The 13,432-nt window shown below is 55.5% G+C and carries 8 protein-coding genes and 1 pseudogene; 2 read left to right on the top strand and 7 right to left on the bottom strand.

All coding sequences use genetic code 11. From position 1 onward, the window contains the following. The first annotated feature begins 402 nt into the window (after positions 1-402). Entirely contained in the window at positions 403-1,764 is a 1,362-nt protein-coding gene (locus Q0510_RS12165) for a DUF1080 domain-containing protein (protein WP_298711825.1), read from the top strand. 129 nt (positions 1,765-1,893) lie between these two features. Here the strand turns inward: Q0510_RS12165 and Q0510_RS12160 are convergent, their stop codons facing one another. From Q0510_RS12160 to Q0510_RS12135, 6 genes and pseudogenes are all read right to left on the bottom strand, one after another. Further along, on the bottom strand, positions 1,894-3,255 hold the full coding sequence (locus Q0510_RS12160) for an alkaline phosphatase family protein (protein ID WP_298711823.1): 1,362 nt from the start codon (positions 3,253-3,255) through the stop codon (positions 1,894-1,896). Positions 3,256-3,297: 42 nt separating this feature from the next. Continuing rightward, the gene (gene eboE, locus Q0510_RS12155) at positions 3,298-4,506 is read right to left on the bottom strand and encodes a metabolite traffic protein EboE (protein ID WP_298711820.1); all 1,209 of its coding nucleotides are present in this window, start codon (positions 4,504-4,506) and stop codon (positions 3,298-3,300) included. Positions 4,507-4,546: 40 nt separating this feature from the next. After that, positions 4,547-5,701: pseudogene (locus Q0510_RS12150) on the bottom strand (3-dehydroquinate synthase); the annotation flags it as partial. A gap of 137 nt (positions 5,702-5,838) precedes the next feature. Beyond that, a complete protein-coding gene (gene eboC, locus Q0510_RS12145) occupies positions 5,839-6,747 on the bottom strand; it encodes a UbiA-like protein EboC (RefSeq protein WP_298711817.1) in 909 nt (302 codons plus the stop codon). 46 nt (positions 6,748-6,793) lie between these two features. Continuing rightward, entirely contained in the window at positions 6,794-7,717 is a 924-nt protein-coding gene (locus tag Q0510_RS12140) for a TatD family hydrolase (RefSeq protein WP_298711814.1), read from the bottom strand. Positions 7,718-7,839: 122 nt separating this feature from the next. Then, positions 7,840-8,721, bottom strand: a complete 882-nt coding sequence (locus Q0510_RS12135) for an EboA domain-containing protein (protein ID WP_298711810.1) — start codon at positions 8,719-8,721, stop codon at positions 7,840-7,842. A gap of 570 nt (positions 8,722-9,291) precedes the next feature. On the opposite strand from Q0510_RS12135, the gene Q0510_RS12130 reads away from it, so the two are divergent. Further along, entirely contained in the window at positions 9,292-9,702 is a 411-nt protein-coding gene (locus tag Q0510_RS12130) for a transmembrane 220 family protein (RefSeq protein ID WP_298711807.1), read from the top strand. A gap of 258 nt (positions 9,703-9,960) precedes the next feature. Here Q0510_RS12130 and Q0510_RS12125 read toward each other — a convergent pair whose 3' ends face one another. Next, the gene (locus Q0510_RS12125; protein ID WP_298711805.1) at positions 9,961-13,368 is read right to left on the bottom strand and encodes a ThuA domain-containing protein; all 3,408 of its coding nucleotides are present in this window, start codon (positions 13,366-13,368) and stop codon (positions 9,961-9,963) included. Between the last annotated feature and the right edge of the window lie 64 nt (positions 13,369-13,432).

Genomic DNA, 13,432 nt, shown 5'->3' with positions numbered 1-13,432 from the left:
GCATTCCGAAATCCCCCGGGCATAAATTTCTCCTGATTCTGGTCAGGTTTCCCCGTTACGGCATAATCTGCGCAGGAAACCCGCCATCCCGGTCCCCGGTCAGGAACCCGGGCTACTTACTTGCCATGTGGTAATTTTTTAGCTGGTTATAAAGATAAGGTATTATATTGTCCCCCGGAATCCATGCCTGCTCCCGGGCCAACAAGCGGGAGAATCTTTTTGCAAACGATTGCAAGTATCCCGCAGAATGGCTATCTTGGCTTCGCCAGACGGCAGTATGTGCTGTTCTGGGCGCAGGTTACACGGGCAGCAGGCGCAATAATGGTCAACTACAACACGTAAAGGCGAGGAGGCATACAGCCCGGAATGCCGTCTCCGCTTTACTGATACAAAACGCATTAGATGAAGAAGCATCTCCTCCTGGGTTGCGGGGTTCTTATCATGTCTGCCTCCTTTGGGCAGACGGCCAAGTGGCAGAATCTGTTCAACGGCAAAGACCTGAAAGGCTGGAAACAGCTCAACGGGAAAGCGATTTATGAAGCGAAAAACGGTGAGATCGTAGGCACTACCGTGCTGAGCGAGCCCAATTCCTTCCTGGCCACCGAAAAGGATTACGGCGATTTTATCTTTGAAGTGGAGTATAAACTGGAAAAAGACTTCAACTCGGGCATCCAGTTCCGCTCCCAAAGCAAGCCGGAATACCAGAACGGCCGTGTATACGGTTACCAGATGGAAGTAGATCCCTCCCCCCGCAAATGGAGCGGCGGCGTGTACGAAGAAGCCCGCCGCGGATGGCTCTACCCGCTCGACCTGAACCCGGTTGCACAACAAGCTTATAAACCGGGCGACTGGAATAAATACAGAATTGAGTGCCGTGGCAGCGAAATCCGTACCTTTATAAACGGAGTATCGGCCGCCCATCTGATCGACAGTGAACTTCCTTCCGGTTTCATCGCCCTCCAGGTACATGGAATCGGTAAAAAAGAAGAAGACGCAGGTAAGAAAATCCGCTGGCGCAATATCCGCATCATCGAGAACCCTGCCGCATCGCAGTATTCGAAATATGATGATGTATACGTGGTGAACAACATTCCCAACAACATCTCCCCGCAGGAGAAACAGCAGGGCATCCGCCTGCTGTGGGACGGTGCCACCACCCAGGGATGGCGCGGCGCCTACAAAACTTCCTTCCCCGCAAAAGGTTGGGAAATCAAAGACGGCACCCTCAGCGTCCAACCCTCCGACGGCGGCGAATCCACCAACGGCGGCGATATCGTGACCGAAGAAGAATTCGCGGCCTTCGACCTCGAATTCGATTTCAAACTGACGCCGGGAGCCAACAGCGGCGTGAAGTATTTTGTAACGGAATCAGAAGGCAACAAAGGCTCCGCCATCGGCCTGGAGTTCCAGGTGCTGGACGACGATCAGCACCCCGACGCCAAGCTCGGCGCAGCCGGCAACCGCAAAGTGGGATCACTGTACGACCTTATTCCGTCCTACAAATTCACCAACTCCCACCGCAAAATCGGAGAATGGAACCACGGCCGCGTTGTAGTATATCCCGACAACCGTGTGGAACACTGGCTCAACGGGCATAAAGTAGTCGCATACACCCGTGGAGACAATATCTACAAAGCCCTCGTGGCCCGTAGCAAATATGAAAAAATTGCGAACTTCGGACTCGCGCCCAAAGGCCGTATCCTCATCCAGGACCACGGCAATTACGTGAGCTTCAGAAGTATCAAAATAAAGAGTTTGAAGTAGTCAGCGACTATTTCATTGTTCACTGTTTTTCAAACCGACATCCCTGATTCTTCGGGATGTCTTTTTTTTGTACCTGCCCCAAATAAAAAAAGCCGGCAGTTACACCGGCTTCCGAATATTATTCTCATGCTATCCTATGTGCTGCAGGATGATATCCCGCACGTCCGTGGCCAGCACCGATTCGGGTACGGGCTGCGTGGTCAGCAGCACGGCATGGTCCTTCCAATCTTCCGCCAGCCGGCCGTGCGAGCCTTTGATCAGCGTGGCATCCAGGGGGATCACGTTCATGAGGTACCTGAATCCCAGCTTCTTTTTCAGCACTTTCCCGATCACCTTCAGCTTCACCAAAGGATCGGCGGGGTTGAGGAACATCTCCACCGGGTCGTACCCCGGCTTGCGGTGGATATCCACCAGCCGCGCGAAATCGGGCGCCTTCGCATCGTCGAGCCAGTAGTAATAAGTGAACCAGCTGTCCTTATCCGCCACCAGCACCAGGTCGCCGCAGCGTTCATGGTGCAGGTTGTGCGCACGGATACCGTCGCGGTCGAGCACCTGTCCTACCCCGGGCAATTGCTCCACCAGGTCGCGGACCTGTTTGGCCACGCTACGGTCGTTCAGGTAAATATGCGCTATCTGGTGATCCGCCACGGCGAATGCTTTGGAAGCACCCGCATCCAGCAGTTCCAGCCCGCGCTCCACCCGCACGTTGATCAGCCCGTGCTCGCGCAGCAGGCGGTTGATATGCACGGGGCGGCTTACATCCGTAATGCCGTATTCGGAAAGAATGATGATTTCCGCGTTTTGTTGTTCGTAGTATTCCACCAGCTGCTTCACCACACCGTCTACAGCGCGCAGTTCCGGCGCGATCCTGGTATAATCGTGGCCGAATTTCTGCAGGCAGTAATCGAGGTGGGGAAGATAGATGAGGGTAAGATGGGGATTGTGCCAGCGGTCGGTGAGGATAGACGCATCCGCGATCCACTGGGTGGATTTGATATTGGCTCCCGGCCCCCAGAACTGGAAGAGCGGGAAAGTGCCCAGTTCCTGCTGCAGTTTATCGCGCAGGCCGGAAGGGTGCGCATAGCAATCGGGCATTTTCCGCCCGTCGGACAGGTATTGCGGGCGGGGCGTAACGGAAAAATCTGCGCTGGAGTACATGTTGTACCACCAGAACATTTTCGAGCAGGTGAACCCGGGATATTTTCTCCGGGCGGATTCCCATACTTTTTCTCCGTGAACGAGTTTATTGGATTGTTTCCAGAATTTGATCTCGCTGTCGGTCCTGTCGTACCAGCCATTGCCGACGATGCCGGTTTCGCTGGGCCATAACCCGGTGAGGTAGGTGGATTGCACTGCCGTGGTAACGGCGGGCAACATGGGCCGGATGGCGGACTGGTGATGCTTCTTTGCCCAGGCGCTCAGGAAGGGCGTATGCTCCCCGATGAGGGCGCCCGACAATCCTACAATATCCAGCACTACGGTTTTTCTCATATTCTTGGCTTCTCGTTATTGCGTATCAAAACTATATCCCGCTCAGGAGATATTCAACTGCTGCAGCACCCAATGCAATTCGCGGGCGATGGAAGCGCTCATTTCCTGTTTAAGGCCGGCGGGCAGTACTTCCCAGGTGTAAGTTTCCACTTCGAGATGGGCCGTAAACGGCCGCGCCTGCTGCCTGGCGAGTACCCGGGAAATATCGTCGCGGGTGGAGCTCAGCGCCCCGAACTCACCTGTAAATACCGGTACGTGGAAGTGCGCGCGCCATTCCTCCACATCTTCCCTCCCTGCTTCCGCCAGTGCTTCCGGCAAATCGGGATAATGGATTTTATCACCGTCCCTTTTGCGTGCGATCACCTGGTGAAGGTAAACGGCTTCGTTGAACTGGCGGAAAGCAGCGATCACGTTTTCGCGGCCGCCTTTCGGCAGCAGCGCTTTCAGTGCGGCGCTGATCTGTATCTTCCCTACTTTCAAACCGAAAAACTGCATCCGCTCTAATACCACCTGCGACTCTTCGTACGACACGGCGAAATGGCACACGTCATAGCAAAGCTGCACATGGTCTTTGATCGCCAGCGTGGCTTCTTCTTCGGTGAAGCCGAACTTCTCCGTAAACAGCATCACGCCCGCGGGCAGCAGGTATTGAAAGTACCAGTCCAGGTATTCTTTAGAATTCTCCAGGAGCCCGTCCGGCTCCGGTTCTATGTCGAGGTGCAGCAGCGGCCCCCCGTTCCTGCGAACCTGGATCAGCTGCTCCACCACCAATAGCATGTTGAAAGTGGCCCCCTCGGTCACGGATTTCCTTTCTTCTTCACAACGGTGCCAGAATTTATACGACAACGGCGAAGTGGAGATCCCGCCTTCCATCCCTTCCGGCAGCAATGCCGCGAGGATGCGGAACAACCGCCCCGTATAGGCTGCGCGCTCGGCGGTGGACCAATCCGGCGTATGCACCTGGTCTTTCACGCGCTCGTGGTGGAATCCCCCGTAAGGGAAACCGTTCATGGTAAAAACGTAACAATCGTTCTCTTTGAGCCATTGCCGGAATTCCTCCAGCGCCGGCGCTTTCGATAATTCCAGGCTCGCCAGGTTACTGAGCCGCAACCCGATGCCGAAAGGCTTGCCCGGAGATACTTCCGCCTTCACGGCGGGAATATACCGGCGGAGCTGTTCGAAGTGATCGGGCCAGCTTTCCCCGGAATGAATGTTGGTGCAATAGGTCAGATGCCCGAAAGATGTTTCCATGTTGTATGCTGTTGGCGTGTCCGGGATAAAATTGATGCGGCTACCATTTGTCGCGCAGCATGTTCACTGCTTTGCGCAGCGTGCTGATATCGATGCTGTGCACTTCCTTCCCTTTGCCGATGGCTTCCAGGAGAGAAATGGTGAGGCGCCCGCCCAGGTGCTCGCGGAACTCCTGCAGGCCGGCTACGATCGGCGCTTCGTCGTCTTCGATTTCCAGTAAAGGATGATACAACGGCAGGCGCAGCGTTTTCAGCAGCTGGATGATGCGTTCCAGGCTTTCGGCGTCGAGCAGGCCGGTGAGCCAGGAATACACGCTGTCCAGCGCGATACCGATAGACACGGCTTCTCCATGGCGCAGTTCGAAGTCGGTGAGCTGTTCGAGTTTATGGGCGCTCCAGTGGCCGAAGTCGAGCGGACGGGAGGAGCCGCTTTCAAACGGATCGCCCGCCCCGCCGATATGCTGCATATGCAGTTCGGCGCAACGGTGAATGAGGTATTTGAGAGACTCGGGCTCCGCTTCCGTCAGCTGCGCCGCTTTTTCCTCCATCCAGGAGAAAAACGCCGCGTCTTTGATGAGCGCTACTTTCACCGCTTCCACCATGCCGCTGCGCCAGTCGCGCTCGTCGAGCGTAGTAAGGAAATGCGCGTCGTTGAAAACGGCCGCGGGCGGTGCGAAAGTGCCGAGGAAATTCTTTTTGCCGTGATAATTGATGCCGTTTTTCACCCCTACGCCGGAATCGTTCTGCGACAATACGGTGGTAGGGATGCGGATGTGCTTGACGCCGCGGTGGCTCACCGCCGCCACGTATCCAACGAGGTCCAGGACGGAGCCGCCGCCAATGGCGATGATGTATGAGTGGCGGTCGATCGCATGCTGGTCTACCGCGTTCACTAGCCAGTGGAACAATTGCAGGTCGTTCTTGGCAGCTTCGCCGCCTGGCACCACAATCACATCTTCCACCAGTTCAAACCCCTCCATGTCCGAGCAATAAGCCGTGATCTGTTCCTGCAGGTAACCGTGCGTGGCCGTTACCCCTTCATCTACAATGAATAATAATTTCTTCCGAAACCCTTTCTCCGCACGGGATTCAAGGAATTGTGCAAAATCCCGGTTCGTGGAAGCGAACAGATGCTCCGTAAAAAAAACCTTATACTCGAACGCAACGCTGAATGATTGTTGAATAAATGCCATAGCAAAGTCCCTGTGGTCCCGGTGCTGCCGGGACGATTTTAAACGGTTAAAAGTACGAAAACAGGGTCAGCGGAACAACAACAAATTGCCGTATTCCATGAACGGAAGAAACCCCGGAAACCCACACAATCTTGTTTGTGTCAGGTAACAGCGAAGAGCTTGCCCAGGAGGATGGACAGCGGGAGGAATGCGAGCACTACCAGGCCAAAGGGCAGGCCGGCGAAGGCGGCCGTCCAGGCGGCGTTCATGGCGATCAGGCCCAGCACGCCCCATTTCACGGACTTCCCGATATTGGGCCCTGTGGGCGCTTTCATGGCCCTGAGCAGCGGTTTGTATATCAGCCAGGCGAAGAAGGCGAGGAAAATTGGAACAGTGGCGATCTGGCCGGTCATGTAACTGAACACGCCGATCACGGCGATCACCAATGCGTAAGTGATGGCCGCGCGGATGAGCGGTGTTTTTGTGCCGCCATGCACTTCGTCGCGCGAGATCATCGTTACGGCGGCGATGTACGCCACGGGCACCACTGCGATCCACCAGAGATAGTCGCCCTGCAGCGATACCAGGTACACGCTCATCCCCAGCGAGAGGTTCAGCCCGCGGCAAAGCCCCATCACCAAAGGCCCGAGCACGGAATGGTGCTTCGCCCATTTGTCGTAAATCAAAGCCGAAGCGGCGGTAAGCACCGCTATCCAGCCGGAAAAACCGCTGACGGTAAAGGCGGCGAGTATGCCCACCACCAACAGGTAGCCGCCCAGCACGCTCGCTTCCGTGATGGAAATGATGCCGCTGGGAATGGGCCGCTCGGGCCGCTCCAGCTTGTCGAGCTTCGCGTCGAATACGTCGTTGAAAACAACGCCCCCGCCATACAGGCCAATGGTGGCGATGATCAGGCAGATCAGTTGCAAAATGGATTGCAGATCGTCGAGCCCATGTGCGAAAAAGCCCACGATGGCTGCCCCGGCGATAATGTCGGTAATGGCGGTCAGGATGTTTGCGGGCCGCATGAGCCTCAGGTAGCCCAGCAGCTTGCTCAGGATATAGTTCACGCGCTTCTCAGGTTTTCAATACGATACGACAAAAGCTGGTTGGAATTTATCGTATGATCGTGGATTGTTTATTGGGTCTTGGCTGCTGCCCGCCTCTCAGCACGGTGCTGCCGTTGAATTTCAAACTTTGATCGATTTCCGCGGGGCTTTCGAAATCCGCGACGTTGATCTGGCCGCTCTGCGCAAACGCCGCGATGGCGTTGCTATAGGTCACCAGTTCCACATCCGCTCTGGAAATCCCCCTGTCCAGCATGAGCGCCGCGGTTTTGGGCACGGCCAGCGGATCGCTGATGCCCCAGTCGGCCGCGGAATTCACCATAATACGTTCGGTGCCGTATTGCTTCACGATGTCCACCATCCGTTCATTACCCATTTTGGTAAAGGGGTAGATGGTGAAAGCAGCCCAGAAGCCGCGGTCCAGCACTTCTTTCACGGTTTCTTCGTTGTTGTGGTCAACGATCACCATGTGGGGATCGAGCCCCATTTCCAGCGCGATGTCCATGCTGCGGGTGGTGCCCTGTTTCTTGTCGCGGTGCGGCGTATGGATCTGCACGGGCAGGCCCGCTTCTTTGGCGAGCAGGAGCTGTGCACGGTAATATTTGTCTTCCAGCGCGGTCTGATCGTCGAACCCGATTTCCCCTACGCCAACCACGCCTTCCTTGTAAATGAAGAGCGGCAGGATCTCCATGACCTGTTCACTGAGTTTTTCATTATTGGCTTCTTTGGAATTGAGCCCGATGGTGCAGTAGTGTTTGATACCGAACTGCGAGGAGCGGAAGCGCTCCCATCCAACGAGGCTGGCGAAGTAATCCCGGAAGGTATCCACGCCGGTGCGCGGCTGGCCAAGCCAGAAGGCGGGCTCGATGATGGCTTTGACGCCGGCATCGGCCATGGCCTGGTAATCGTCGGTGGTCCGGGCAGTCATGTGCACGTGCGGGTCGAAGAACCGCATGCCTTTGATGGTGTCCATAAAGGCGGGGTCAAATGATTGCGGGACAAGATCCTTTTCCGTCAGCTGAGCATTACAACACATATTAAGTACGAATTACATTGCGATTAAATTACTGAATGGCGCGTTCCGCGCACTCACATTTATTGGCCATTTACACGGGCGGCAACTGTTTCCCAGGTCAGCAGTCCCTGCTGTATTTCCGCGGCCATGCCGGCGCGCGATTCGAGCAGTTTCGAGGCCGGCGGGTAGGCGGATGAGTGGCAGGCCAGCGCGGCGGCTTCCCTTTCGGCGTGTACTTCTGAGAACCAGGCGCGTTCGAGGTCTTCGAAATTGTCTTCGTTCAGGAAGGGTCCTACGAGCCTCCAGAGCATGGGCGGCACGGGCCGGGCGGCGGCGCGGCGTTCGCGGGAGAAGTCGCGCAGGATGCGGGCCAGTTCCGGGTTGGCGCGTTCGTCGAGGCCGGTGATGAGGTGAACGGGCTTATCGGTGAAGAAGGCCTTCATGACCAGCTGGTTCCATGCGGGCTCTTCGAGGTATTGCGCCGGGTAGGGGTTACGGACCATGATGGCTTCGAGGACGGAGCCGATGTTGGAGCGTACGCCTTCGGCGGTGCGGAGTTTCCAGGCTTCGGGGAAGGCGAGGAAAGGCAGGGCGCCGTACAGGGCGGTGAGCTCGTTCATTTCACCGGCATTGAACAGGTTTTCAATGGCTTGCACATAGGCGGCCTCGTCGTTTACGGGCAGCTGCAGGAGCCACCAGACGCGGAAGAGGCGGTCGGCGGTATAGCCGTCTGCCGAACGGGGCAGCAGGGCTTCCCGGGCGGCAGGGGGCACGGATATCTCGTCGCGGCCCAGGAACCGGGGCGCGGCGGTGAATGCGATATTAAATGTCTGAAGTGTGCCCTTCGATTGCCAGGCTTCCAGTTGGGCGGCTATCCATTGACGGCCCTTTTCGGAGATCTGCTGTTGAATGATATCGGCTAAAACTGCGGAGGTTCCTGGTGCTTCGTATGCGTATCCCATGGAGCGAAAATAAATAATAATCGGCGATCCCGCCGCTGACAATAATCAGCCTCACCATTGATCAAAAATAAAAGAGAGGCAACTAGTGCCTCTCCTTCCGCCATTCTAAAACCTGATTAGTAACCAGGATATTCTTCAGGGGTGGTGCCCCAATATTTTTGTCAGGGTTAGCAGGAAAAACGGCCGGAGGTTTCCAGTTCCGGCCCTAATTCTTTTGCAATATAAGGATTAAATATTGTTCGGCACTCACCTGAATGTGTGAAAATTTTAACTTTTCCTTCAGGAAAAACGATTTTGCATAAACACCTGCTGCGGAAAGCCGGATACGGCAATAATTTAATCAGCTGAAGTGGAATTTATAAAGGCAAATTAGTTTGTTGGCTTCCCCTGTGTCAGCGTAAACGCGTGCTCATACTACGTTGTGTCCGATGGTACATCCTTACGTTCTAAAATTATAACATTAATTTAACAACCGCAAACTTTTGGGCTGACTTTTTTTTCACCTCTTTATCTAGCTCCGAACGGTTCATACCCTTATTTTCCGTAAGTTTATCGGATATACCTTTTAGCATGATGAAGATTTTCAATGTGTTTTTCTGTGTAATGTTCGTGTTGTTCGCTGCCCTGCAGTGGAACGACCCGGACCCCTACATCTGGATTCCCATCTATCTGTACGGCGCCGTATTATGCGGCCTTGCCGCCACCCGCCGCTACTACCGCGGCTGGTACCTTTTCGGCATCCTCGCGTTCCTGTCTTACGCCACCTTCCTTTTCTTTGAAAAAGACGGCGTACTCAGCTGGGTAACCGATCACCAGGCCCAAAACATCGCCGGATCCATGAAAGCCTCCACCCCCTGGATCGAAGACACCCGCGAATTCTTCGGGCTCTTCATCCTCATCATCGCCATGCTTGTCAATTTCGTGCACTCCAGCCAGAAAAAAGCCAAGAAAATGCGCAAGAAAATGATGAAAATCGGCTAATCCCCCCTAACTATAAAGCATTTCAACAAAGGGCCGTATCTCACCGATACAGCCCTTTGCCGTTTAATGCGGCCACGTCCTAAAATGGTCACGTCCTAAAATAGATTTACACCTGATACGTGGTACGTGCTCAGTAGGGAATTAGTAGGGATACCGTACTGCAACCGTACTAACTGAGTAATTCACCGAAGAGCTTAGTTAAATGAAAAGGCCGCCCCGTTACCCACGAAGCGGCCTTTCGCATATAAGCTTTGCAGTTTATTTGGCCTGCAACCTGAAATAATCGATCGCTACGGGAGCGGATTCCGCAGGGTCCGCCGCCTTCACCGCCAGCACCAGCGCCTGCTTCTTGCCGCCACTGATGGCAGGGAAAGCAATGGTCGCCAGGTTGGGCTGGCCCGCTTTCGCGCCCTTGCCGATAGTGACGCTGCCCAACACGGGGCCCGTCTGGCTGTCGAGGTGCGCGGTAACCAGGTATCCATGAGCAGGGATCTCACGCACGAAGTACGTCAGCTCAATACCGTTAACACCCGTGAGGTCGAGGTTGGGATACTTCGCCCAGCTGTTGGCGCCCGGCACCAGCAACTTCATGCCTTCGATTTCCACGGCGCTCGCCCCGTCGGAGTCCTTAAAGCTTTCGCCCTGGATCTTCGGATTGCGCAGCTCAGCCATGGCAGTGCCCGTGATCGGCTTGATGCCCGCACCGCCTTTATCGGTGTAAGTGGCGATGAGGTACAGAATACCCCTGTCTTTCACTTCATTACCCAGCGTAGCGTTCACACTGCCGGTAGCCGGCAGGGAAGGATCCTGTTTGGCGCCGCCGGCCAGGGAGAAGATGTACTCCACGATCTGCTTCGCCTCGCCGGTGGAAATGCCGGGGTGCGCGGCCATCGCCGTTTCGCCCCATACGCCTCCGCCACCTTTGATGATCTTGTCCGCCAGGTAATCGGGCGACTTCGGATCGCTTTTGTATTTGTTGGCCACTTCCACGAAGCTCGGCCCGATGGATTTTTCGTTCGGCTTGTGGCAGGTTTTACAATCGGATGTTTCCATGATGTTCTTACCCGCAATAGCCCCGGAAATAATCTGGTGCCCCTGCGACATGCCCGCCTTGTCCTTCCCTTCCATATACAGCGCCTTCACATACAGGTTGGCAGGATCGAAGCCTCCGGCGGAAGATTGCCCGTCTTCCTTGTCAGACACTTCTACTGCGTATTCCACCTTCTTGCCGGGGAAATAGAACATCGTGTTGCCTGTCAGCTTGATATTCACAGCCGGCGTTTCGTTACCCGCATACACCTGGATCACCTGGCTCGCGGTACGGCCGCCCTTATCGTCGGTCACTTCCACCGACACGGGGAACTCCCCTGCCGTATTGAATGTGAATTCCGCCGAAGGCGTAGTCGTTTCTTTCTTATTGCCGTTACCGAAATTCCAGGTATAGGTCAGCGGATCGCCGTCGGGATCCACGGTACCTGCGGCGGAAGCTTTCACCGTAAACGGCAGCGCGCCCGTCAGCTTATCCACTTCCAGCTTTACATTCGGCGCGCGGTTACCGCCGTTGTAATCGATGCGGACCAGCCCTGCGTCGGCGTTCTTGGAGAACCAGCCGTTGCCGTACTCAAGGATGTAAAGCCTTCCATCCGGCCCCAGTTCCATATCGATGGGGGCATTGAATTTCTGCGAAGGCATGAAGCGTTCCATCTTCTCGAAATTGCCGTCTTTATCCATGGTAACCGCCATCACCCAGCCCCTGATCCAGTCGTAGATGAACAGTTTGCCATCGTAATAATCCGGCAGGCGGGTTTCTTTCGGATAAAATTCGCTGTAATACACCGGCCCTGCTTCGGCGTTGCGGCCCCCCGTTCCCACCAGCGGGAACTCGTCGGATTTGCCGTAAGGGTACCAGATGAACGCGGGCTGTGCCGGCGGCAGCTCGGTAAGACCGGTATTGTTGCGGGAATTGTTGATGGGTTTCTTCGGATCGTGGTAAGCGCCGGAAACGCCCGTTTCGTAATCGAACGCGCGATAGGGCTTGTTGTCGGCGATGAACAGCGGATAACCGTAATAGCCGGCCTTCTTCGCCTGGTTCACTTCGTCGTACCCGCGCGGGCCGCGGGTGGAATCGTCGTTCGCCGCATCGGGGCCCACCTCGCCCCAATAGAGGTAATTCGTTTTTCGGTCGATGGAAATGCGATAAGGGTTGCGCGTGCCCATCGTATAAATTTCAGGCTTCGTTTTCTCAGTCCCAACAGGGAAGAGGTTGCCATCGGGAATTTCGTAAGAGCCGTCTTCCTTCAAACGGATGCGGAGCACTTTACCACGCAGGTCGTTGGTGTTGGAAGAGGTGCGGCGGCCGTCGTATTGCAGGTGGCCGGGGCGGTCGTCTACCGGGCCGTAACCTTTGCTCACGTAAGGCTGTCCGGCTTCGTCGAAGGGCGTGGTGTTGTCTCCCGTGGAAAGGTACAGCAGGCCATCCGGACCGAAAGCGATGGAACCGCCGGTGTGGCAGCAGATATCGCGTTGGGAGTAGAACTGCAGGATGACTTTTTCGCTCTTCATATTCAGTTGTCCATTCTCGAATGTAAACCGGCTGAGCCTGTTCACCGAGGTATCGACGGGGGAATAGAAGAGGTAGATGAAATTATTCTTATCGAATGCCTGGTCAGCCGCGAGGCCCATGAGGCCTTCTTCCGCGTTTACGTTCGGCACCTGGGTTTTATGGTAAACGTTGAGAGCGCCCACTTGTGTGAGGTTCTTGCGGGAAGCGCTGTAGAGCAGCAGTTCGCCGCGGCGCTGCGCAACGAGGATGTCGAGGTTGGGGAGGATGGCCATTTCGGTAGGCTCGAAGAACTCGCCGCTGGTCAGGGTTTGACGGGTGTAGCGGTCGCCATCCGGTACGCGGAGCGTGGTAGCTTTGGCGTAATCCAGTTCGAGGTTCTTCCCGATGGCGTATTTGATACCGCCGAGTACGTGCTTCAGGAAATTCTCTTCCTTGTACGACTCGTCGGTATGGCCCAGTTCGGTATACCAGGCGCGGCCGCCGTCGTAATCGTGGTACCAGGAAATGGGGTGGTCGTTGTTCATCTTGCCGCCGGTATAGGAAGTTTCATCTACTTTCATGAGCACTTTTGTCTCTTTGTTGAAGTATTTGAAGTTATACCATTCGTCGACGTGCTCCCAGGTATCCGGGAGGCCTTCTGTGGAAGGGTGGGATTTGTCCAGGACATTGAGTTTGGCTTTGGCCGTGCCCGGCGGGTGATCGCCAAAGTAAGCGCCAACCAGTTTGCCGTACCAGGCCCAGTCATATTCGGTATCGGTGGCAGCATGGATACCCACGAAGCCGCCGCCGGATTGAATGTAACGTTCGAAGTCTGCTTCCTGCGCGGTGTTCAGCACATCGCCGGTGGTGTTGAGAAAGATGACGGCGGCATACTGGCCGAGGTTCTGCTCGGTGAATTTACCGGCATCTTCGGTAGTATCCACATCGAAATTGTTTTCCGCACCGAGTTTCTTAATGGCATCGATGCCGGCCGGGATGGAGGCGTGGCGGAAGCCGGCCGTCTTGGAGAAGACGAGCACCTTAGCTTTTCCGGGCCTGGACTTGCTGCAGCCGGCCAGGGCTACTGCAACGATAAAGACGAGGAGGTAAGTGATATGCTTCATGGTATCGTTCTGTTGTTCGGGTAAACGTGGTATTTAAAAGCAAGTAGAGACGCATGTTTGCGTC

It is taken from the genome of uncultured Chitinophaga sp. (genome assembly GCF_937874145.1).
Classification (GTDB): Bacteria; Bacteroidota; Bacteroidia; order Chitinophagales; family Chitinophagaceae; genus Chitinophaga.
This window is presented reverse-complemented; position numbering and strand designations above follow the sequence as displayed.

Bases quoted from the DNA above. Each gene is read 5' to 3' on its own strand.
- eboE (WP_298711820.1), bottom strand. From the start codon at position 4,506: ATGGAAACATCTTTCGGGCATCTGACCTATTGCACCAACATTCATTCC.
- Q0510_RS12135 (WP_298711810.1), bottom strand. From the start codon at position 8,721: ATGGGATACGCATACGAAGCACCAGGAACCTCCGCAGTTTTAGCCGAT.
- Q0510_RS12130 (WP_298711807.1), top strand. From the start codon at position 9,292: ATGATGAAGATTTTCAATGTGTTTTTCTGTGTAATGTTCGTGTTGTTC.
- Q0510_RS12160 (WP_298711823.1), bottom strand. From the start codon at position 3,255: ATGAGAAAAACCGTAGTGCTGGATATTGTAGGATTGTCGGGCGCCCTC.
- Q0510_RS12140 (WP_298711814.1), bottom strand. From the start codon at position 7,717: ATGGACACCATCAAAGGCATGCGGTTCTTCGACCCGCACGTGCACATG.
- Q0510_RS12125 (WP_298711805.1), bottom strand. From the start codon at position 13,368: ATGAAGCATATCACTTACCTCCTCGTCTTTATCGTTGCAGTAGCCCTG.
- Q0510_RS12165 (WP_298711825.1), top strand. From the start codon at position 403: ATGAAGAAGCATCTCCTCCTGGGTTGCGGGGTTCTTATCATGTCTGCC.